This is a genomic window from Butyrivibrio sp. M55 (assembly GCF_900116865.1).
GTDB lineage: Bacteria > Bacillota > Clostridia > Lachnospirales > Lachnospiraceae > Butyrivibrio.
This window is the reverse complement of the sequence record NZ_FPCD01000003.1, coordinates 233,363-256,880: the sequence shown is the minus strand read 5'-3', so window position 1 is coordinate 256,880 and position 23,518 is coordinate 233,363. Positions and strand designations below refer to the sequence as shown.

The window sequence follows — 23,518 nt, the reverse complement described above, 5'->3', positions numbered from 1 at the left end:
TTTAATAAAAGATACTTATAACAGTGATGATTTTATTGAATCCGAAGCAAAATTTAATTCGTAAAGTTATTGATAAACACAGTGTACATACTTCACGGAAAACCTACGTTTTGGGAAACGATACAAATCGGATTTTTATTTGTATTCACTCCCAAAAATAATAAAGGCTTTCTTTGACAAGCTAAATTGACATATGTTGCATGGTATAAGAGTAAGTAGTAAACAAAAATTTGTTGATCACATTTATCTATGCTTTGAGGAGATAAATCAATCTCCAATAATATACAATAGGAAATGCTAAATGGATGGAGTCGATGCATCAACAATTAAAGAAAAATTGTCTATTTATTTTTGTACAAACTACTTGCATTTTATTCTTTCTATACATTTAAACTTTCCAAAATACTCGTTCATCGTATTATTCATTTTTTTATATAAACTAATTATTTGCATTTTTATTCAACCAACTTACACAGCATAACTCCTCTCTCCGCAAAAAAACAATCACTTTTTAGTAAACAACCATTTTTCTGTGTGAACGACAAAAGCGGCGTAGTCACGCTGACTATGCCGCTTTATATTATAAATTATTATATCTAGTTTTAAGAATAATTATTCATCTCATTGTATTATTATAAAAAACCAGCCAATCAAAGCTCTGCGATTATTTCCATTACGATAGCTGCGCAGTCTTTTGCTGCCTTAGCTTCGAATGTGGGATAATCAACTTCAGCACCTCCGTCTGCCTTATCTGAAATTGCTCTGATGATAAGGAAAGGAGTGTTGTTGAGGTAGCTTGCCTGTGCGATTGCTGCACCTTCCATCTCTGTGCAAAGTCCGCCGTGTTCCTTGATTATAGCGTCCTTAACCTCGGCGCTACTGATAAACTGGTCTCCGCTGCAAACTCTTCCTTCGAAAACTCCGATATCGGGAGCTGCCTTCTTGATTGATGCTTTTGCCTTTTCTCTGAGCTCTTTATCTGCCTCGAATGTAGCTGCACCGATCTGGGGAATCTCTCCCTTCTTGTAGCCAAATACTGTGATATCAACATCGTGATAGCAAGCATCTGTTGAAAGAACTATATCTCCGATATTTATATCTGTGTTAAGAGATCCTGCAATTCCTGTGTTGATCACGTGTGTTACGTTAAACAGGTCGATAAGGATCTGTACGCAGATTCCTGCGTTTACTTTACCGATTCCGCTTCTTACTACAACTACTTCAGTGTTTCCGATTGTTCCTTCGTAAAACTCCATGGAAGCTTTTTTTACGGTGTTTTTTACTGTCATGTTGCTCTTTAAGGTTGCAACTTCAACCTCCATGGCACCAATAATTCCAATTTTCATATATTTTTTCTCTTTCTGTCTTAATTATTCGGGATAAACAAGATGCTTATCCGTGATGTTATAAAGTGTGTTATCAAGATATCTCTTTGCAAGGAAGTTTGCCATTCCAAGGTTCATATCAAGATAATTTCCGCAATCTCTTGCGCTTGCTCCGGGAACTTCTCCCTTGAAGTCGCGCATAAACTCGAACATTCTTGTTACAAGAGGAACGATGTCTTTTGAATCAAGGTCTCCTGCAAGAACTACATAAAAACCTGTTCTGCAACCCATAGGTCCAAAGTAAATTGTTCTGTCCTTGTACTCTTCGTCGTTTCTTAAAAATGTTGCTCCAAGATGCTCCATTGTATGAACTTCCGCTGTGTTCATAACAGGCTCTTTATTAGGTGCCGTCATTCTAAGATCGAATGTTGTTATTGTCTCCTGTCCAACTTTATCTTTTCTCGAAACATAGATACCCGGTTCAAGATCAAGGTGGTTGACTGTAAAACTAGCTATTTTTTCCATTACTGTTCTCCTCACTCCCACTGTGGTTCTGAAAATATCTCGTATGACAATGCGAGATACTTCTCTATTTTATCATAGTCGCGATTTGCTATCGCGGTGTACAACGTATCTACCAGGAAAAGCTGTGCAAATCTTGAGCTTGTTATTCCGCTCTTTTTATCAATCTCAGGTGAGGTCGCAAAAAGAACATAGTCGCATCTGGTCGTAAGCGCATTATTGCCAAGCTTTGTTATGGCAATGGTCGTTGCTCCCGCATCCTTTGCGGCTGTGAAAAGCTGCATGATCTGCTTGTTTCTGGCATTATCGCTAAAAAATATAGCAACGTCCGCAGGTCCTATCTGCGAAACGGTCATTAGGCTAAGATGCTGATCCTGATTAAATACAACATTATAATGAATTCTGAGTAATTTGCAATAAAGATCGTAAGCGGCAAGTCCTGCCGTACCTACACCAAATATCTGTATCTGTTTGGCGTTTATTATCTTATCTACCGCATCATTAAATGTTCCCGCGTCAAAAAGCCTATACGTAGTCTGTACTGCCTGAACGCTTGTAGCGCAGATGTTATCTGCAATCGATTGGAGCGATGTATACTCATTTACATCCTTAAACGAAATCTTAGGCCCTTTGTCGGCTACCGTAAGGGAAGAATTAGCTTCCGTATAGTAGGCATTCTTAAGGTCTTTCAGGCCGTCATAACCAATGGCCTGTGCAAAGCGCGTCCATGCCGCCTGCGTAGTTCCCGACAAACGCGCAAGATCTTTTATAGGATATTGAAAAAGATCATCTTTCCTCTCGAGAATATAATCCGCAACTTTCTTCTCAGATGAAGGAAGTGCGTTATAGCAACTCTTTATTCTCTCGCTGACAATATTCATACAGAATGCCTCCATTAATAATTGCACCTTATAAGTATAACGTAATTAAGGATATATTGAAATAAATTTTCACAAACTCATTCAAAATTTTCTCTCTCCAAAAACTCGGAAAGTTGCTCTATTGGAATGGGTTTGGAGTACTTATAACCCTGAAGGTATCTTGCATACATCTCTTTACATCTGTTCTGGTCATTATCATCCTCTACACCTTCGTAGAGAACATCATATTTCATGTCGTTAAACATGTGCGCCATGTGAGTTACCATGGTCTTTGACTTATCATCGGATCCGCTTGCAATTACGAGCGAACGGTCGAATTTGATTATGTCAAAAGGAAGCTCCATGATTCTTTCCATGTTTGAGTAGCCGGTTCCAAAATCATCAAGATAGAAGGTTATTCCACTATCCCTAAGTTCAAAAAGTTTTTCTTTAAGAGCCATAAATTCTTTTTCATTCTGACTCTCTGTAATCTCAATTGCCACCTTATCAAACGGGATTCCCGCGTCACGAACTATCTTGGTTATGTTCTCACAAAAATCTTTTTCCTTAAAATCAAGTATAGAGAAATTTACTGATATTCTCTTGATGAAATACCCATCATCAAGCAGTCTTCTTATCTCGTTACAGGTCTTTGAAAAGATGATAAGACTAAGCATATGGATATAATGGTGTTTCTCTGCTATAGGAATAAATCTGTCCGGAAATACCATTCCTATTTTTTCAAGCCTTAGTCTCATAAGAGCTTCCGCGGTATCGAACTTTCCGGTTTCTATGTTGTATACAGGCTGGCAATACACGAGTACACGCGGATCTCTTAAGTCTCTTCTGCTGTTGATATCAGCAAGCTGTTCAACTATATATTTGTGGCTCTTATATTTTTCAACATCCTCATCATTGACATAATGAATTTCATTTTGAAGCATCCTGTTTTCTACATAATCTATCATCTGTATGTAGTCATCCGCCTTATCAAGCTCATCCATGGTACGAATGATCACCATCTTGTAATCTTTTTTATAGATTGCGTATTGTTCATTGAATTTGTTTATAATGTTGTCTATTCCCTTGGAATAATCCGAGTTTATGGTAAGACTGACAGAGAGTGCCATTTTTCCTTCCGAAACCTGAAAAAGTTTGGCTCTCTTAAACATATATGTACTTACTTCTCTGATCGTATCCCTCATTTCTTTAGGAAACTTATATCCCTTACGATCACCTTCAGTAATATGGAGGAAAAAAATAAGAAGATCATCTTTTTTCTTTAATGCATTCTCAATGTTTTCAATAAGCGAATCTGCATGAAGCGAGCCCGTCTCAAGATTGTATGGGTTGGAATGCATAAGATACATTATTGCTATTGCAGGAAAAATCAGTGTTGAGATGGTAAATGATTTTTGATTGTGTTTCTGCTGAATACAGGTGATCACAAAAGACATGATGATAGAAGCATATAGGGCTATTACTACAGGCCTATACATATGCTTACCATAGCGGATCAATATGTAAAGTACAAGAATTGCAAGAAGAAGATAACCGCATGCCGGGATATATTGTCCGGGCTGAATGTTCTCATAATCAATGATACTAAATCCAAACCCAAACATCATTCCAAGCAGATCAACAGATGCAAAGACAGTAAAGACCGCAATTGAAATAAAGTCTATCTTCCGCCCCGTTGATTCAGGGAGTTTCATCTGATTTTTTATATATATAAGATAAAGCGCAAGCGCTAAAAGAACAGAAAAATGAGTGATGTATTTTTCAGTGTAGAGTAAAAATTCAGGATACTCTCCAAGTTTACCCATATTCTGGCGAAATACAAGATTTGAAATTGCCGCAATGAGTGTACACAGCAATATCACCTTAAACATCTTAAATTCAGAACTCTGTCTGATATAAGTAACACGAATAAGAATTGCCATAACGATGATTACCGCCATGACAATAATATCGCCTACCGGACTGTATCCATTAACATAAGATGTGATATCTATCATATTCGCACCTCTAATCGAAAGTACCCTACCTTATAATGATAACTCTTATGATAAAAATACAAATAAATAGCTTATTAAGATTTGATAAAAAATTTCAGTCACTGAATTTTTAATTCATTGTCAATCAGCCCTACTATCGTATCTGTAGCGCTATGAAGGTTGCTGTTCCTCATGTTTTCTATATATTTCTCACGATTCTCATAAAGATCCTCTATTGATTCAACAAGAATATCTTCATCGAGATCGTCGTTGTCGATTACAATCGAAAAGCCCTGCTGCTCAAAGGATCTTGCGTTTAGCATCTGGTCACCTCTGCTTGATTTGGTTGAAAGAGGTATGAGAATATTGGGCTTTTTGAGCGCAAGAAGCTCGCAGATTGAATTTGCACCTGCTCTTGATACAACAATATCTGCCATCGCAAAAATGTCTTTAAGCTCATTCTTTACATATTCAAACTGCTTGTATCCGGGAAGAGTAAGCTTTAAGTTATCCATCTTCTCTTTTCCGCAGATATGAACAATATTAAAGTTAGGCAATAATCTGGGAAGAGCATATCTGACTGTTTCGTTTACGGATTGTGCTCCCAAACTTCCGCCGATTACCATAAGTACAGGCTTATCATCTTCAAAGCCGCATAATTTCTTACCCTCAGCGGCATCACCCATTCCAAGCTCGTCTCTTATGGGTGTTCCTGTGAGCACTGCCTTCTCCGCGGGAAGAAGTCTCATTGTCTCAGGGAAGTTACAGCAGATCTTGTTGGCACCTGCAATACTGAGTTTGTTGGCAAGTCCGGGTGTCATATCTGATTCATGCACGATATAAGGTATCTTAAGCGCGCCTGCAGCTCTTACTACCGGTACACTTACAAAGCCTCCCTTAGAAAAAACTATGTCAGGCTGTATCTTTTTTAATATTTTCTTTGCTTCTGCAAATCCCTTTAATACTCTGAAGGGATCCGTAAAGTTCTTCGGATCGAAATATCGTCTGAGCTTTCCTGTTGCTATTCCGAAATACGGTACGTTATAGTCCTCTATCAGTTTCTTTTCTATTCCGCTATATGAACCAATGTAATAGATATCATATCCGGCTTTTCTTAATGCGGGGATCAGCGCGATGTTAGGTGTAACATGTCCTGCGCTTCCGCCTCCTGTAAGTACGATTTTTTTTGTAACAGAATCACTCACGATTATTCCTTCTTCCGTAAAAAAATTCTTAACACTGTGCAGATAGTATACCATTTTTTTTGCAAATAAACTATATATTATTCTGTCATATCATATACAAAACGGTCTTCTGCTTCATATTCGGGCATTATTTTTTTAACTATCTTTTCAGATAATGCCTTTACTTCATCAAGTTTTTCCTTGTAATTGCTCTCAGTAAGCTCGTTCTGCCCCTCAATGATCTTATCGAGCATGAACTTATTTATGTCAGGAGAAAAATGTATCGAATCCATGTAATTATCAAGGTTTGTCACTATTTCTTCTTCGCCCTGGAAACAGAAAACTTTCGCATTGTCATACTTTAAAAGTTCCTCTGTCATCATCTTCTCGCTTTGGATAAATGCGTCTCTTTCGCCTGTCCTAACGGCTCCGTCCCACCAAAGCATCGAATATGCGGGATAGAAGAAAATGAACTTTGTATCAGGGTGCTCTCTTACTTGCTTTGTAAGCAGCTCGATATTTTTCAGCACTTTATCTTTATGCACATCTTTATCAAGCATAGGAACTACATTCTTTTGACGGAAGTAGATTGAAAGAGTCTGATCGGCGCCAAAAGTTTTCCACTTCGCCCAGTTATAGGAAAGTCCCTCGTCGTAGTCTCCCATAAATGAGTTTGCGACCTGATACGGTATCTTTTCAAACAACACGTCCTTATTAAACAGATAATTCACGTCATTTATAGGGTTCTTGTCATAGAGATACATCGGACATCCCGCTGCTTCAAAGGTTGTCTCTGCATCTGCGACAAGCGATGACGGATCTATATTATAAAAGACATAGTCAAGGTCATGATTCTCGTAAGCAACCTCCAATAGATAACAAAGATCTGCAGTTGCGCCGTAAGACCTTATTGCCTTTATCGACTTAACACCGTAGGCATCATCATACCAGGCATTGTTGTTGTTCTCCATTACGGAAGATCCCACCAAAAGCGCGTTGTAGTCAAAATTCCTAAGTGTTCCCACGCACTGGTATTCCTTGTCATTTAGAACCGCCTTAAGACCGCACCAGGGCTTGTGGTAATGATAGAACGGGTCAAAAAATACAACAACACCCGCGATAAGCACGGCCACTGCAAGTACTGCCACAAGGAATCTTTTTATAAACTTTTTTGAATTGTTTTCTTTTTCCATATTCTCTAAAAAAATCAAAACTGAAAATAAATAAATGTACTTACTGCCGACAATGATACGAACGACCACAGGAAAAGAACTGTGATTCCAATAAGCGTCTTTTTATCAAATGTTGTTGTTTCTATTATTTCTTCCGTGTTCTTTCTCGTGATGATAAATCCACTTACCGCAAGATATACCAACATAGTGATCATATAAATTACATTTTCATCTATTCCGCCAAGTTGAGACAGGAACTGTCTGAAAACGTAGTTTTCCGCGATATCAAGGTTTGCGGCAGTTCTTGTAAGGAATCCCGGATAAGTAAAGAAGAACAGTCTTCTGAACATTGCCAGTGCCTTTTCCACAGATTCAGATCTGAAAAATATTAGCGAAGCCACAAAAGCTATAAATGTCATTGCTCTTCCCAGTGCCTTAGGAATTACAAGTAATGGTTCTTTTCTAAAAAGGAATTTTCCTTCTTTCTCGGTACTTACTATTCCAAGGTCATCCCATACTACCAAAAGTCCCTGCATAAGTCCCCAGCAGACGTATGTCCAGCCTGCTCCATGCCAGAGTCCGCTCAAAATAAAGACTATGAGGACATTTACTATCGTGCGGTATCTTCCTTTTCTGCTACCACCAAGAGGTATGTAGACATATTTGATAAAAAAGCGCGACAAAGTCATATGCCATCTCTGCCACAGCTCTTTTGCGGACGCTGCCTTATAAGGTGAATTGAAGTTTATAGGAAGCCTGTATCCAAGCATTAGACTGATGCCGTTTGCCATGTCGCAATATCCGGAAAAGTCGAAGTAGATCTGGAAAGTATAGGCGAGCATAACTGCCGTAACAGTCAGTGTATCAAGATAATATGTCTGCTCAAAGCCGTAATTTACGACTCTTGAGAGAACATCCGCCAAAATCACTTTCTTTGAAAGACCTATTACAAAAGACATAAGTCCACCTGCGAACTTCACGGAATCATAGTTTCTAAGTGACTTATCCCTGAACTGGTCGATCATCTCCTTATGGAAAGCGATAGGTCCCTGTATAAGCTTTGGGAAATAAACAGTATAGAGCACGTATTCGATGAAGTTATAGTGCGGTGCCTCACCGTTTGCCCTGTCAACAATATAAGAAATCTGCCCAAAGGTAAAAAAGCTGATTCCTATGGGCATGATTATCTTATCAACTGTCAGTCCCGTTTTTAAAACTGCGTTGAGATTGTCGGCGAAAAAGCCAAGATATTTAAAGTAGAATAGGAGTCCTAAATTAAATAGCACTCCTATTACCTTTATGAGCTTTTTGTAAAAAGTTATATTTCCGGTATTTCTTGAATCTATCTTACTTACAAGCGCACTAAGTGCATAGTTCACGCCGATACTTACAAACAAAATGATCAGGAAATCCACACCAAATGTGTAGTAAAAATACAATGACATGATGATAAGTAATACGTCTGCCACCGTATATTTCTGCAATCTATTAAGTATATACCAACCGATCATCAGTATCGGAAGAAATACCAATATAAACGTAAATGAATTAAAACCCATTAATACTCTCCGTTTTCTTACATCATAGAGAGTATATCATATTGTGACAGAAATTTTTATAATTTCTGATTAAACTTTAAGTCTTATCACATTCCAGCTTCTTGCGGGAAGTGTTGTCTTAAGCACTCCATTATCGTTAGATGCTGCATTTGTGTTATCTGAAGGCTTTACTTCATCAGGATTGTTTTCTGTATTTCCTGCCTTAACATCTTTGTGAGTAAGTACGCTGTGCTCTACAACTTTGTAGTCCGCAAACTGTCTTAAATCGCAGGTAAGTTCAAAGTCATCCTCAAGGTCCTTGTTTACGGCAAATATAGTAAGTGCGCCGTTTTCCTCATCACTTACTACTACAGAATCAACATAGGGAGCATCTCCGTGCTTTGACTCGTAAGTAGGCACCTTTACAATTGTATTAAGAACCTCACCTCTTCCGTATCTGCTTGACTGCATGAAAGGATAGAAGATTGTATGCTTAAACACGCCGTTATCGGTTGTTGTTATAGGGCTGAGAACATTTACAAGCTGTGCAAGACAAGCAATCTTTACTCTGTCTGCGTGTCTTAACAATGTGATCATCATTGAACCGACAAGAAGAGCATCTTCAAGATTGTAATCCTCTTCAAGCTGATGAGGGTGCTCCATCCACTTATCAAGCTCTGCATCTTTTTTCTTTGAGTGATACCATACATTCCACTCATCAAATGAAAGATTTATTGTCTTATCCGATCTCTTTGTTGCCTTTACGCAGTCGCAGATGCTGACAACGCTCTCGATAAACTTATCCATAGATACGCTGCTTGCTAGGAAGTTGGGAGTATTGTCCTCTTCATTGTCATAATATGTGTGAAGTGAGATGTAATCGACGTTGTCATAACTGTTCTCAAGAACGACTCTCTCCCACTCGCCGAATTTAGGCATTCCGATTCCTGAAGATCCGCATACTACACACTCAATCTCAGGATCGATCATCTTCATAAGGTGTCCGGCACGTCCTGCCTTAAGTCCGTACTCTTCAGGTGTCATGTGACCTATCTGCCAAGGTCCGTCCATCTCATTTCCAAGGCACCAGAGCTTTATCTTGTATGGATCCTTAACTCCGTGCTTAATTCTGAGGTCACTATAATATGTGCCTTTCTCAATATTGCAGTATTCAACTACATTCTTGGCATCTTCGATTCCTCTTGTTCCGAGGTTGATTGCATACATGGGCTCGGTTCCGACTTTTTTACACCAGTTCATGAACTCATCAAGTCCGAATCTGTTACTCTCGATTACTCCCCAAGCGGGCTCAAGTCTTGCAGGTCTCTCATCTACAGGTCCTACGCTGTCTTCCCATCTAAACGCAGAGACGAAATTTCCTCCGGGATATCTTACAACAGGTACATCGATTTCTTTTACCAGCTCAATAACGTCTTTTCTAAATCCGTTCTCATCAGCAAATTTGCTGTCAGGCTGATAGATTCCTTCATAGACCGCTCTTCCCAGATGCTCGATAAAAGAGCCATAGATTCTTTTGTCCACCTTTCCTACGGTAAAACTTTTATCTATGCACAACGTTACTTTGTTTTCTTTTTTCATTTTACATTCTCCTAAAGTAATTTATATTTATATAAATATAATATTCCATTCTTTGTAAAAAGAAAACTAAAAAATGCATTTATCTATAAAAAAAATGATAATATATATTGGAGAGGCTTAAATGATGATGCCCTTAAAACTTTACACACGAGGTATTCTTTAAATGAGCAAAAAAAATTCAGTTCTTAAATTCGGCATTTTCTCTGCATTTCTTGGTGGAGCTTACGCGCTAACCAATTATATCTATAAGCTTACATCCGTACCTGTTCAGCATACCGATGAAAGTCCTGATTACGACAAAGCTGTTACAGCCGGAAGAATGTTTGTAAGAAATCATAAAGACAAACAGGACATGTACATAGACAGTATCGACCGTCTCAAGCTTCACGCTACGTACATTCCCGCAAGCAGCAACTCACACAGATACGTTATCCTTGTTCACGGAATCAAAGATAACCACGAGTATAACGGAATCTACGCGCAGTACTATCTTTCACTTGATGTAAATTGTCTTCTTCCCGACCTTCGCGGATTCGGAAAGAGTGAAGGAAAGTATGTCGGATATGGCCTTGATGACAGGCTTGATATAATGGAATGGATTTATTGGATTATAAAAAGAGATCCACAGGCATCGATTCTTCTTCACGGAATGTCTATGGGTGCGGCAACGGTCCTTATGACAACAGGTGAACACCTTCCGGAAAATGTAAAAGCCGCTATCTCAGACAGTTCTTATTCAAATTTAAGAAAGCAGTTTGCAAAAACATATAAGACTATGAAAGGCTCCTTACTTCCGGCTCCTATCATCGTCGCACTTGCAAGATTTATAATATATCTTCGCTCGGGATTTGATATTAACGATGTAAGACCGATTGATGCGGTTTCTAAATCAAAGACTCCCACACTTTTCATACATGGTGATGAAGATGCGGTAATAGATCCCCAGATGTGCTCTCGTCTTTACGAAGCTGCAAAATGCGACAAGATGTATTGCATAATCCTTGGATCGGGGCACATTCAGGGAGTAGTTACAGATCCCGCAAATTATTGGGGTAAGATAAGATCTTTCCTGTCAAAGACAGACTTCTAAAGAAATACTGACACGCTCAGATTATTCCTATAGAACGAAGTACAAAAAGCCAGAATGTGAGGGAAAAAGAGCATCCTAAAGTAGTCATCATGATTATGCTGCTGCTCAAAACTCCCTCATGTCCCATGCTTTTGGCCATGATATAGCAACTTACTGTTGTTGCAGATCCAAGCATTATGAGTATCGCAACAATCTGTTCGCCCATAAATCCCATACTTACCGCTATCGGTAAAAAGATTCCTACAAGAACAAATAGTTTTATAAACGTAGCAATAAGCGCAGGTTTGATTTCCTTAAGCGCTTTTTTTATTTCAAAAGAAGCTCCCATCGACATAAGTCCCAGCGGAGTTGCAAGTCTTGCGATATTTTCTGTAAATGTCGAAAGTATTGCAGGCTTTGGTATTCTGAACAATGACCACAAAAGACCTATTATTATTCCAATGATGATCGGATTCTTGGCTATTCCGATTGCAGTCTTTTTTATCATTTCATTCTTGTTGTCACTTTCGCCTTCATTTTCTGCAGTGAACATCAGAATTATAACTGCACAGATGTTGTAAAGAGGGACACTTCCGAGTATCATAAGCGGTCCCATTCCGGTGCTTGCATCTCCGTAGATATTGTGGATAAAGGCAAGACCGAGTAGAGCGGCGCTACTTCTGTACGCTCCCTGTATAAACTCTCCTCTTTTTCCCTTCTCTTTTACACAGAGAAAAGAAAAACCGAAGATCACTACGATGCTTATTATTGTTGCCATAAAGCAGAAAAGCACAAACTTGCCGTTCCATGTTCCTTTGAAATCCTGATCTGCAAGGTCAACAAAAAGCAGCATGGGAAGTGAAATCTTAAAAACAAATTTGTTCATCCACGAAGCTGCTTTATCGTCTATAAACCCTATTCTATTCATCAGATAACCAAAGATCATTAAAAGAAAAACAGGAAGCGTTGCATTTAAACTAAAGATCAAATTATTCATGATTCATTACTCTTATTTCAATATTAGTCCGACGGGACAATGATCCGATCCAAGAGCGTTACTGTAAATCTTGGCATCCTCTATGGAAGGCATGAGCGACTTTGATACAACGAAGTAGTCAATACGCCACCCTGCATTCTTCTCTCTTGCATGGAATCTGTATGACCACCATGAATATGCTCCCTCAAGGTCGGGATAAAAATATCTGAAAGTATCCACAAGATCTGCTGCAAGTACGTTATCGAACTTTGCTCTTTCTTCATCCGTAAAGCCCGCATGTCCTCTGTTTGTCTTGGGATTCTTAAGGTCGATTTCCTTGTGAGCTACGTTTAAGTCGCCGCAATAAATTACAGGCTTTGTCTCTTCGAGCTTTTTGATATACTTAAGAAAATCATCTTCCCAAACCTGTCTGTATTCAAGTCTTGAAAGATCCTCTTTTGCATTTGGAACATAGACAGTTACGAGATAGTAATCGTTATACTCAGCTGTAATGACTCTTCCTTCGTGGTCATGCTCTTCAATTCCAAGTCCGTAGGTTACAGAAATCGGCTTTTCTTTTGTAAAAATAGCTGTTCCCGAATAACCCTTTTTCTCCGCATAGTTCCAGTATTCTTCATATCCAGGAAGATCCATTTTGATCTGTCCTTCCTGAAGTTTGGTCTCCTGAAGGCAGATTACATCAGGTTTTTCGTTATCCATAAATTCCTGAAAGCAGCCTTTTGAAACACATGCTCTCAGTCCGTTGACATTCCATGATACAAGCTTTAATCCCATGTTAGAAATTTCCTTTTACTCTCTGCAGACTTTCGTCTGTTTCTTTTAACATCTCTCTAAGAGAAAGATTGTCTTCATAGCTGAATTCGCAGACCGAATACTGAAGATAATTGATATATCTCTTCGATCTTTCAAGAAGTGCTGCGTTTTGAGATGACATTTCCTCACGGAAATTCTCCGCCATTCCTTCTTCTGAAGATACAGAAATAGCTGCAAATTCATCACCACGAATTCTTCCGTGTATGCAATCTTTAAACACAATATCCAGTATCTCTGCAACTTCTCTTACTGCCTGATCACCTTCGTTGTGTCCGTATACATCATTTATTTTCTTAAGAGAATCCATTCTTATATACGCAACAACCGCATATTTTCCTGCTTCAAAATTCTCTTTGAGATAATCGTAAGCTTTCGCAAAGAAGCCTCTTCTGTTAAGTCCGCCCGTCAGATAATCCTGTCCTCCGATATGATCGAGAACAGAGTCATCCCTTGCGAGTTCTTCCTGAACTTCCAGAAGTTCTTTTTGTGTCTTATCAATCTCTGTCTCTAGGTATGAAACTCTGGAACTTACCGTAACTATTCCAACAAGGCTGTCAAAATAATTATTTATGAGTATTCTTGGATTAAACTCCGTTACCATAAGTCCAAGCTGATACTGGCCGACAAAGATATTTCCGGCAACAAGGACTTTGGGCGTACCGTTATCAAAGACCTCTAATATCTTATCTGTATCTATTTCAGTGCTGTTTCCGGTTACTATTTCGGTTCCGTCTACAATCGCACTCTTAATTCTAATTTTTTCGGGGAATTCCCAAGGATGTTTGAAAGTATTTCTTATCTTTTTGTCATACAGGAACAGGCCGCAGTTTTTTACACCATGCTCTGCATTTATCTGTCCCATTGACTTATAAAGACCTTCTACCTCGAATTTTCGGTTAAAAAGTCTTGTTCCTATTTCTGAAATTACAGAAAGAGCCTCTGCTTCTGACTCTTCTATGAACGAGAAAACACAGGAAGGCTCTTCATTTGAAAGCTTTCCTGTCTCTGCATATGACACTGCATCACAAATAGCCTGATATCCCTGCTGTTCAAGATATCCGTGATCAGACATTATTTTTTTAGAAGCAACATATCCTTCCTGCTCGGTAAGAGTCAGAAAAGGAATTTCAAAAAAGGTCTTTAAAAGAGCCTCTTTCTTTAAGATGGCAACATTCTTTCCGATTCGCTCAATATCAATTACTACCGCGTCAAATCCAAGCTTTGTTGCGTATTTAAAAAGAGCTGTGTTCTGAAATCTGTAAGGATGTTTTTCATCAACATCGTCATTATTTACAAGGTATTTACCCGGCATGATGACAAGGGTTATCCCCTTGTCAACTGCCGCTTTATTAGCACCTATACAGATTTTCTTGACTTCATTATCCTCTAGTTCAGAGATTACAAGTCCGATTTTCATACTTCCCCCATCACTCGAAATACATTAAGCCTTTTCGTCTATCTCGCCGTCGTTTACTTCATCGATATTATCGAGTTCTTTATCTCCGTCAGAGATTTTTTCTCTAACTTTGGCAATTTTTGCTACAGTAACTCCCTTGTCAAGATTGATCATCTTTACTCCGGATGTTACTCTTCCGTGGACAGTTATCTCGTCCATACGAAGCTGGATTATGATTCCGGCATTTGTGATCATCATGATCTCGTTATCTTCGTTAACTGCCTTAACACCGATAACAGCTCCTGTCTTCTCGGTTATCTTGTAGCACTTTACACCTTTTCCGCCTCTGAACTGGTTATTGAACTCACTGAGAACTGTTCTCTTTCCATATCCTTTTTCAGAAACTATGAGAAGTGAATCACCCTGAGTATTAAGCTGCATTCCGACAATCTCATCTGTATCGTCAAGTGTCATACCTCTTACACCCATTGATGATCTTCCGGTTGCTCTTACGTCTTCCTCATCAAAGTGGATACACATTCCGTTCTTTGTTACAAGGAATACTTCAGCACCCTTCTGAACACTCTTAACTTCAATAAGTTCATCATCATCTCTAAGATTGATAGCTGCAAGTCCTGTCTTTCTGACATTTATGAAGTCAGTAATAGGAGTTTTCTTTACAGTACCTTTCTTAGTTACCATAAAGAGGCTCTTATCCTCATCTTCAAAGCCCTTAACAGGAATCATAGCTGTAATCTTTTCTCCCGGAGCAAGCTGAAGGAGGTTGACGATTGCCATTCCCCTTGAAGTTCTTGATGCCTCAGGAATCTGATAAACCTTAAGTCTGTAAACTCTACCTGTGTTGGTAAAGAACATTACATAATTGTGGGTGGTCGTCATAAGGATATCTTCCACAAAGTCATTATCGATTGTGGTAATTCCCTTGATTCCCTTTCCTCCACGGTTCTGAGCCTTAAAGTTATCAATTGACATTCTCTTTATATATCCGAGATTTGTCATTGCAATTACTGTATTTACATTAGGAATCAGATCTTCCATGTCAATATCTGAATCGTCATGTCCGATCTGTGATCTTCTTTCATCACCGTATTTATCGGAAATCTCTGTTATCTCTTTCTTGATAACTCCGAGAAGTATCTTTCTGTCTGCAAGAATAGCTTTTAATTCCTCGATTTTCTTAAGGAGTTCAGCATGTTCCTGTTCAAGCTTGTCTCTCTCCAAACCTGTGAGAGTACGAAGTCTCATATCAACAATTGCCTGAGCCTGAACATCTGTAAGACCAAAGCGGGCCATGAGTTGTTCCTTAGCAAGAGCAACTGTCTCGCTGCCTCTTATGATCTTGATTACTTCATCGATATTATCAAGGGCAATAAGCAATCCCTGTAAGATATGATCACGCTCTTCAGCTTTGTTAAGATCATACTTTGTTCTTCTTGTTACTACATCTTCCTGATGAGCGATGTAGTGCTTAAGCATCTCTGTGATGCTCATAACCTTAGGCTGGTTATTTACAAGCGCAAGCATGATGATTCCGAATGAATCCTGCATCTGTGTATGCTTATAAAGTTTATTGAGCATGATGTTAGGGTTAACATCGTTTCTAAGCTCAATTACAACACGCATACCTTCTCTGTCAGACTCATCTCTAAGCGCTGTTATTCCGTCGAGCTTTTTAAGCTTAACAAGCTCAGCAATCTTTGAGATCATGTTTGCTTTATTTACGAGGTAAGGAAGCTCTGTAACAACAATTCTGTTCTTGCCGTTCTGCATAGGCTCGATATCTGTTACGGCTCTTACTATTACTTTTCCTCTACCTGTTCTGTAAGCTTCTTCCGCTCCTCTTGTTCCAAGGATTATTCCACCTGTAGGGAAATCGGGAGCTTTTACTATCGAAAGAATTTCTTCGATATCTGTTTCTCTGTCTTCAAGCACGCGGTTATCGATCATCTTAACAACCGCTGCGATTATCTCTCTTAAGTTGTGAGGAGGAATGTTTGTTGCCATTCCTACCGCGATACCTGTTGTTCCGTTTACCAGAAGGTTAGGATATCTACTGGGGAGAACTGCAGGTTCTTTTTCTGTATCATCGAAGTTCGGAGTAAAGTCTACGGTATCTTTTCCGATATCCGCAGTCATCTCCATTGCGATCTTTGTAAGACGTGCCTCTGTGTATCGCATAGCAGCAGCGCCGTCACCGTCGACAGATCCAAAGTTTCCGTGACCGTCGACAAGACAACACCTCATTGACCAGGGCTGTGCCATATTAACGAGGGCTCCATAAATAGAGCTGTCACCGTGAGGATGGTATTTACCCATTGTATCACCGACGATACGCGCACATTTACGGTGCGGCTTGTCGGGACCGTTGTTAAGTTCGATCATAGAGTACAGAATTCTTCTCTGTACAGGCTTAAGACCATCTCTTACGTCAGGAAGCGCACGTGATGCGATTACGCTCATGGCATAATCGATGTAGTCTGCTTCCATTGTCTTCTGAAGATCTACTTCCTTTATTCTGTCAGTAGTGACTTTATCAAAAACGTCATCTGACAGTTCGTTGTTGTTATTGTTATTATTATCAGCCATTTCTTTTCCTTTTTACGTTCTTTAAATATCCAGGTTCTTTACAAACTTCGCGTTCTTTTCAATAAATTCTCTTCTGGGTTCAACTTTATCACCCATAAGTGTTGTGAAAGTAACGTCTATATCAGATTCGGATTCCTCATCCATATTTACTCTAAGAAGAACTCTTCTCTCAGGATCCATTGTTGTCTCCCAAAGCTGCTCGGGATCCATCTCTCCAAGACCCTTGTAACGCTGAATCTTGTTGTTCTGGTCTCTTCCAACATCAGCCAAGATTTTGTTCAGTTCTTCATCACTGTATGCATACCAGACTTTTTTGTTCTTCTCAAGCTTATAAAGAGGCGGCTGTGCAAGATATACATGTCCTTCTTTGATAAGTTCGGGCATAAATCTGTAAAGGAATGTGAGCATAAGTGTTGCAATATGCGCACCGTCTACATCGGCATCGGTCATGATAATGATTTTGTCATAACGGAGTTTGCTGATGTCGAAATCATCATGTATACCTGTTCCGAATGCTGTGATCATTGACTTGATCTCTGCATTTCCATATATTCTGTCAACTCTTGCTTTTTCTACGTTGAGAATCTTTCCTCTAAGAGGAAGGATAGCCTGTGTTGCTCTGCTTCGTGCAGTCTTAGCAGATCCGCCGGCGGAATCTCCCTCAACTATGAATATCTCACAGTTCTTGGGATCTTTGTCTGAACAATCGGCAAGCTTTCCGGGAAGTCCCAATCCGTCAATAGGAGATTTACGTCTTGTAAGATCTCTTGCTTTTCTTGCTGCATCTCTTGCTCTCTGTGCAAGGATTGCCTTTTCAAGAATCTGCTTGGCAACACTTGGATTCTGCTCAAGGAAGTATGTAAGCTGCTCTCCAACGATTCCGGCAACAGCTCCTCTTGCTTCCGAGTTACCAAGTTTCTGCTTTGTCTGTCCCTCAAACTGAGGATCTTCAATCTTAACACTTATGATAGCTGTAAGACCTTCTCTGATATCTTCACCTGTAAGATTATCATCGTTATCCTTGAGCATCTTATTTGCTCTTGCATAATCGTTAAAGGTCTTTGTAAGTGCGGCCTTAAATCCTTCAAGATGAGTACCGCCTTCAGGTGTATTGATGTTATTTACGAATGTATAAATGCTCTCTGTGTATGAATCGTTATGCTGAAGAGAAACTTCAACCTGTACGTTGTTCTTATTTCCCTCAAAGTACATAATGTCTTCATAAAGAGCTGTCTTGCTCTTATTGAGATATTCAACAAATTCTTTAATACCACCTTCATAGTGGAAAGTCTGAACAATAGGATCTTCGCCCTCTTCAGTACGCATATCTGTAAGAGAAATTCTAAGTCCCTTTGTAAGGAATGCCATTTCTCTGAGTCTCTGCTTCAAAACGTTGTAATCATATATTGTTGTCTCTTTGAAAATAAGAGCGTCGGGCTTAAAGTATACTCTTGTTCCGGAAACGCCTTCGGGAGCATCACCAACAACCTTAAGAGGGTAACAAACTTTTCCTCTCTCGTATCTCTGCTCATATACTTTTCCGTCTCTTGTAACCTGAACTTCAAGCCATTCAGAAAGCGCATTAACGACAGAAGCACCAACTCCGTGAAGTCCGCCTGATACCTTGTATCCTCCACCGCCAAACTTTCCGCCTGCGTGAAGTATTGTAAATACAACCTCAACGCCGGTAAGACCTGACTTGTGGTTTACGTCAACAGGGATTCCTCTACCATTATCTTTTACAATAATAGTATTGTCTTCGTTAATTGTTACTTCGATATGATCACAAAATCCAGCAAGTGCTTCATCTACAGAATTGTCCACAATCTCGTATACAAGGTGGTGCAATCCTCTGCTTGCTGTAGTTCCGATATACATACCGGGCCTTTTTCTGACCGCTTCAAGTCCTTCCAAAATCTGAATTTGGTCAGCGCCATACTGTACTTCTTCGTTACTCATGCTCTACTCCGTTCCTTAGTTTTCACTACTTACTGTTCCTTCGGTTACTTTGAACAGCTTATCTATTTCAAATCTGTTATTAACAAACTCATCAAGACCGGTACAGGTTATTATTGTCTGTATATCTCCGATGGTGTTCAAAAGATAATTCTGTCTGTTGCTGTCAAGTTCTGACAAAACATCATCAAGAAGCAGTACCGGGTTTTCTTTTTTTGCTCTCTTAACTATCTCTATTTCTGACAGTTTAAGTGATAAGGATGCGGTTCTTTGCTGGCCTTGTGAGCCGAATTTCCTGATATCTATCGCATCATCCGCATTCATTTTTTTAATCATAAAAGAAAAATCATCTTTATGAGGTCCTACTGTTGTCTGCTTGGCATAGGTATCTTTTTTCCTTGCCTGCTTCAACTTACTTTCAAATTCCTCAAGTTTTACATTCGGTTCATAAAAAACAGACAGTGTCTCTTTTTCTCCCGTTAGTTTCTCGTGGATAGGTCTTATTATTTCATTAAGATCTTTGATGAATTTTTCTCTTGTCTTTATTATGACGGATCCGTATTCGAATAATTGCTTATCCTGAACATCCAGTAATACGCTGTTTTCAGGGTGTTCAAAAAGATCCTTTAGAATCTTATTTCTTTCGACTACCAGTTTGTTGTACTTGGAAAGACTGTTAAGATATATCTGATCCAACTGACACAGCTCCATATCCATGAATCTGCGCCTTTCCGAAGGACCATTTTTAATTATACTCAGATCTTCCGGTGAGAAAAAAACAACATTCAACCGACCTATCAGATCAGATGCCCTCTTTATCTTCTGCCCGTCAATAGCGATTCCTTTGGACTTATTCTTCCTAAGATGCATATCAACGCGGTATTCAGCATTATCTTTTTCCAAAATAGTTCTGATATGTGCTTCTTCTTTACCGAATCTGATTATTTCCTTGTCCTTACTGCCTTTGTGTGACTTTGTTGTTGCAGAAACAAAGATTGCCTCCAAAATATTGGTCTTGCCCTGCGCATTGTCACCGTACAGTATGTTAGTTCCTCTGCTGAAGTTTATCTTTATATTCTCATAATTTCTGAAGTCAGCTAATTCCAATGATTTTATTATCATTTTTCTATTTTTACCTGTACGCCGTCATATTCAAAACTGTCTCCGTCATAAAGCTTACGACCGCGTCTTACCTCAACTTCGCCGTTTACTTTTACAAGACCGGCTTGTATATCCATTTTGGCATCAACACCTGAGCCCTCGAGACCGGCTTTTTTCAAAGCCTGTCCGAGTTTTATGAATTCATCTTGTTCTCTTAATTTTACTATTTCCATCTTAAATCAGGTCCTTTGGTAAGTATTAATCAACTGTTGTGAAATTAACAGGTAATACCAGATATGTGTAAGTTGAATCCTTATCCCTAATAAAGCAAGGTGCTTTAGGATTAACAAGATAAATATCAACTACTTCATCCTCAATTGCGCGAAGTGCATCGATAAGGAACTTGGGATTAAATCCGATCATAAGATCTTTTCCCTGCTTATCAATATCGATCACTTCATCCATACTTCCTATGGTTGACTTAATCTTTAATTCCATGTTTGTATCGGTAATAGATATAATTACAGGCTTCTTATCTCCCTCTTTTACAAGAAGCGTAGCTCTGTCTATACAATCAAGCAGCTCTTTTCTATTAATGCTCATCTTTGTTTCATAGTCACTTGAAAGCATCTGATCAATACTGAAGTACTCGCCTTCAATAAGTCTTGAAACAACAACTGTATTATCAAACTCAAAGAGAACATGCTTGTCGGTAAAGTAGATATTTACCATCTTCTCAGTGCTGTCACCTAGAATCTTACTGATCTCACCGAGTGCTTTACCGGGAACAATAACTTTCTTGTATGAATACTCTTCAGAAAGTTTTACTTTTCTGATAGAAATTCTGTGACCGTCAAGAGAAACGAGCTTCAAAGTATCTCTGTCAACTTCAAAGAGTTCTCCTGCCATCATTTTATTTGCATCATTTTCAGAAATGGAAAAGATTGTCTGCTGAATTACATTTCTAAGAGTAAACTGAGAAACCGATACTCCGTCTACTTTCTCAATTGAAGGAAGATATGTGAAATCATCACCTTTTCTTCCAATAAGGTTGAACTTTGCCTTTTCACAACTGATTACTACTTTGTTTGAGCTGTCTGATTCAATAGTTACTGCATTATCAGGGAGCTTTCTTACAATATCTACGAAGATCTTTGCATCGATTGCTATGTATCCTCTTTCTTCAATGTTACCTTCAACTATTGTTTGAATACCAAGCTCCATATCATTGGCGATGAATTTAATAACTCCTTCTGTTGCATCTACCAATATACATTCAAGAATAGACATTGTTGTCTTAGAAGGAACTGCTTTCGATACGATCTGCAATCCACTAATAAGATTCGACTTTGAGCAAACGACTTTCATTTAACCACATACTCCCTTCAGAACTTAAAAAGTATAAAATATATATAAAAATATAGTAAAAGAATTAATAATAGCTGTTGAAAAGTGTAAAACCTATTCCATTATACTATCTATGCGGCTTTTTTACAAATTTTTAGGTGTTGAAAACAAAAAATTAGGTGTTGAAAAGATAAAAGTTATAAACAGGCCTAATTTTGACAAATGAGGGTGAAAAAAATTATCCACCCTCAATCAACATCAAATAACATATAAATAACATCCTAATAACAGGTTTTCTACATAGATATCCACAGAAAGTTATCCACAATTTATAATGAAGGATTTAGTTTCTTCATTATTATATCCATGTTTTTGTTGAGATCATCATCAACTGCGGTAAGCTTTTTAATCTTGTTGATTCCGCTGATAACAGTTGTATGATCTTTCTTACCGAGAAGTTTTCCTATTTCTTCAAGAGAAGCTTCGGTGTTTTCTCTGCAAAGATACATTATTATCTGGCGTGGAAGAACAATTTCTGCCTGTCTCTTCTTAGAGAGTATGTCATCTTTCTTTACGCCATACTGTTCGCAGACAGTATCAATGATAAGCTGAGGTGTAATGACCTTTGACTTATCAGGATAGATGATATCTTTAAGAGCTTCCATGGCATTTTCAAGAGTTACATCTACATTATTTAGTCTTGAATAAGCAATGATCTTGTTATATGCACCTTCAAGTTCTCTGATGTTTGACTTGATGTTGGTAGCAATGTAGTTGATTACCTCATCATCAATGTTCTTGCCGTAGTTCTCAGAGTTCTTACGCAGGATAGCCATTCTTGTCTCGTAGTCAGGAGACTGGATATCGGCGATAAGTCCCATCTCGAAACGGGATCTGAATCTCTCTTCAAGAGTTTCCATTTCCTTAGGAGGCTTATCGGATGAAAGAATGATCTGTTTTCCGGCCTGATGAAGCTCGTTGAATGTGTGGAAAAACTCTTCCTGAGTTGATTCCTTTCCTATAATAAACTGTACGTCATCGACCATGAGAACATCGACTGTTCTGTACTTATCACGAAGCTTTGACATGCTTTCTGTCTTACCGCTTCGGATAGATTCGATAACTTCGTTTGTGAACTGCTCTGATGTTACATAAAGAACCTTCGCTTTGCGATTATGTTCCATAACAAAGTGACCAATGGAGTGCATAAGGTGAGTCTTACCAAGTCCCGGTCCACCGTAGAGGAAGAGAGGGTTGTAAGATATTCCCGGAGATTCTGCAACAGCAAGTGATGCGGAGTGCGCAAACTTGTTGTTACTACCTACGACGAATGTATCAAATCTGTACTTTGGATTGAGATTTGATTGTTCGTAGTTATTGTTAGATATATAGCTGTTTTCAGAAGCATCTTCTGAATTATTTTCATGTGTTTCTTCATTATTAATAGTGTCTTTCTTTAAAATGAATGAAACGTCTACCATAATCTCCAGAAACTCCGAAATGGTAACTTTAATAAAGTCCATGTAATGGTTGATTATGTACTGAAGAGCCATTGAATTGTCGGAAGGAATCAAAATAGTTACAGTATTATCCGAAACACTGTAAACACTTAAAGGATCAATCCATGTTTTATAGGATATTTCTGTAATCCCAAACTCATTTTTTATAGTGCGTTTGATTTCTTCCCAATTGTTTTTTAATTTATCTGTGATTTCTTTTGTTGAATACATGAAAAAACTCCCCAATTACGCAATTTATAGACTTGTAGACTTTTACTATTTTATCTTAAAAAACTTTAAATATCAAACAAGGGTATTATGTGGATAACTACCGGAAAAAAAATTTCAAACATAATTATATTTTTACACTGTGGATAAATGGTCATTTTTCCACTTTAAGCTATCTACCGTTATAAATGGCGTGGTTACTGGATTTCCGATTAATAACCACAAAATTATGCTCCGGTTTATCCACAAAATTTAAGAAATATGTGGATAAAATAACGTGGTATATATTAATCAACATGTTATCCACA

General features: G+C 38.6%; 18 protein-coding genes. 1 reads left to right on the top strand and 17 read right to left on the bottom strand.

Going from position 1 to position 23,518, the window contains the following annotated elements:
- Positions 1 to 650: 650 nt before the first annotated feature.
- The 8 genes from BM398_RS05410 to arfA all read right to left on the bottom strand — a co-directional run bounded on the left by BM398_RS05410 (position 651) and on the right by arfA (position 10,197).
- Entirely contained in the window at positions 651 to 1,346 is a 696-nt protein-coding gene (locus BM398_RS05410) for a 5'-methylthioadenosine/adenosylhomocysteine nucleosidase (RefSeq protein WP_092336748.1), read from the bottom strand.
- A 24-nt stretch (positions 1,347 to 1,370) separates the two neighbouring features.
- Complete coding sequence (locus tag BM398_RS05405; protein WP_026656280.1) at positions 1,371 to 1,850, bottom strand: S-ribosylhomocysteine lyase; 480 nt, start codon at positions 1,848 to 1,850, stop codon at positions 1,371 to 1,373.
- A gap of 11 nt (positions 1,851 to 1,861) precedes the next feature.
- Positions 1,862 to 2,728 (bottom strand): MurR/RpiR family transcriptional regulator, encoded by an 867-nt coding sequence (locus BM398_RS05400; protein ID WP_026656282.1) that lies wholly within the window; start codon positions 2,726 to 2,728, stop codon positions 1,862 to 1,864.
- 77 nt (positions 2,729 to 2,805) lie between these two features.
- Complete coding sequence (locus BM398_RS05395; protein ID WP_092336747.1) at positions 2,806 to 4,725, bottom strand: EAL domain-containing protein; 1,920 nt, start codon at positions 4,723 to 4,725, stop codon at positions 2,806 to 2,808.
- A 98-nt stretch (positions 4,726 to 4,823) separates the two neighbouring features.
- The gene (locus BM398_RS05390; protein ID WP_026656284.1) at positions 4,824 to 5,909 is read right to left on the bottom strand and encodes an undecaprenyldiphospho-muramoylpentapeptide beta-N-acetylglucosaminyltransferase; all 1,086 of its coding nucleotides are present in this window, start codon (positions 5,907 to 5,909) and stop codon (positions 4,824 to 4,826) included.
- A 77-nt stretch (positions 5,910 to 5,986) separates the two neighbouring features.
- The gene (locus BM398_RS05385; protein ID WP_092336746.1) at positions 5,987 to 7,081 is read right to left on the bottom strand and encodes a hypothetical protein; all 1,095 of its coding nucleotides are present in this window, start codon (positions 7,079 to 7,081) and stop codon (positions 5,987 to 5,989) included.
- 14 nt (positions 7,082 to 7,095) lie between these two features.
- Positions 7,096 to 8,619, bottom strand: a complete 1,524-nt coding sequence (locus BM398_RS05380) for an MBOAT family O-acyltransferase (protein ID WP_092336745.1) — start codon at positions 8,617 to 8,619, stop codon at positions 7,096 to 7,098.
- 69 nt (positions 8,620 to 8,688) lie between these two features.
- Positions 8,689 to 10,197: an arabinosylfuranosidase ArfA gene (arfA, locus tag BM398_RS05375; protein WP_092336744.1), complete on the bottom strand. Its 1,509-nt coding sequence runs from the start codon at positions 10,195 to 10,197 to the stop codon at positions 8,689 to 8,691.
- Positions 10,198 to 10,360: 163 nt separating this feature from the next.
- Here arfA and BM398_RS05370 point away from each other — a divergent pair, with 163 nt between their 5' ends.
- Positions 10,361 to 11,287, top strand: a complete 927-nt coding sequence (locus BM398_RS05370; RefSeq protein WP_092336743.1) for an alpha/beta hydrolase — start codon at positions 10,361 to 10,363, stop codon at positions 11,285 to 11,287.
- Between the two features lie 16 nt (positions 11,288 to 11,303).
- On the opposite strand, the gene BM398_RS05365 is transcribed toward BM398_RS05370, so the two are convergent.
- From BM398_RS05365 to dnaA, 9 genes are all read right to left on the bottom strand, one after another.
- Positions 11,304 to 12,263, bottom strand: a complete 960-nt coding sequence (locus BM398_RS05365) for an AEC family transporter (protein ID WP_026667315.1) — start codon at positions 12,261 to 12,263, stop codon at positions 11,304 to 11,306.
- Between the two features lie 12 nt (positions 12,264 to 12,275).
- On the bottom strand, positions 12,276 to 13,037 hold the full coding sequence (locus BM398_RS05360) for an exodeoxyribonuclease III (RefSeq protein ID WP_034462119.1): 762 nt from the start codon (positions 13,035 to 13,037) through the stop codon (positions 12,276 to 12,278).
- Between the two features lies 1 nt (position 13,038).
- Entirely contained in the window at positions 13,039 to 14,493 is a 1,455-nt protein-coding gene (locus tag BM398_RS05355) for a GGDEF domain-containing protein (protein ID WP_092336742.1), read from the bottom strand.
- A gap of 24 nt (positions 14,494 to 14,517) precedes the next feature.
- Positions 14,518 to 17,079 (bottom strand): DNA gyrase subunit A, encoded by a 2,562-nt coding sequence (gyrA, locus tag BM398_RS05350; RefSeq protein ID WP_026667313.1) that lies wholly within the window; start codon positions 17,077 to 17,079, stop codon positions 14,518 to 14,520.
- Between the two features lie 21 nt (positions 17,080 to 17,100).
- Positions 17,101 to 19,038, bottom strand: coding sequence for a DNA topoisomerase (ATP-hydrolyzing) subunit B (gene gyrB / locus BM398_RS05345; protein WP_092336741.1), 1,938 nt, complete (start codon positions 19,036 to 19,038; stop codon positions 17,101 to 17,103).
- 15 nt (positions 19,039 to 19,053) lie between these two features.
- Positions 19,054 to 20,157, bottom strand: coding sequence for a DNA replication/repair protein RecF (gene recF, locus BM398_RS05340; RefSeq protein WP_026656294.1), 1,104 nt, complete (start codon positions 20,155 to 20,157; stop codon positions 19,054 to 19,056).
- Positions 20,154 to 20,369 (bottom strand): RNA-binding S4 domain-containing protein, encoded by a 216-nt coding sequence (locus BM398_RS05335; protein WP_026656295.1) that lies wholly within the window; start codon positions 20,367 to 20,369, stop codon positions 20,154 to 20,156. Before BM398_RS05335 ends, recF begins: the two co-directional genes overlap by 4 nt.
- Before the next feature lie 25 nt (positions 20,370 to 20,394).
- Complete coding sequence (dnaN, locus tag BM398_RS05330) at positions 20,395 to 21,504, bottom strand: DNA polymerase III subunit beta (RefSeq protein WP_026656296.1); 1,110 nt, start codon at positions 21,502 to 21,504, stop codon at positions 20,395 to 20,397.
- Between the two features lie 308 nt (positions 21,505 to 21,812).
- Entirely contained in the window at positions 21,813 to 23,213 is a 1,401-nt protein-coding gene (dnaA, locus tag BM398_RS05325) for a chromosomal replication initiator protein DnaA (RefSeq protein WP_092336740.1), read from the bottom strand.
- Between the last annotated feature and the right edge of the window lie 305 nt (positions 23,214 to 23,518).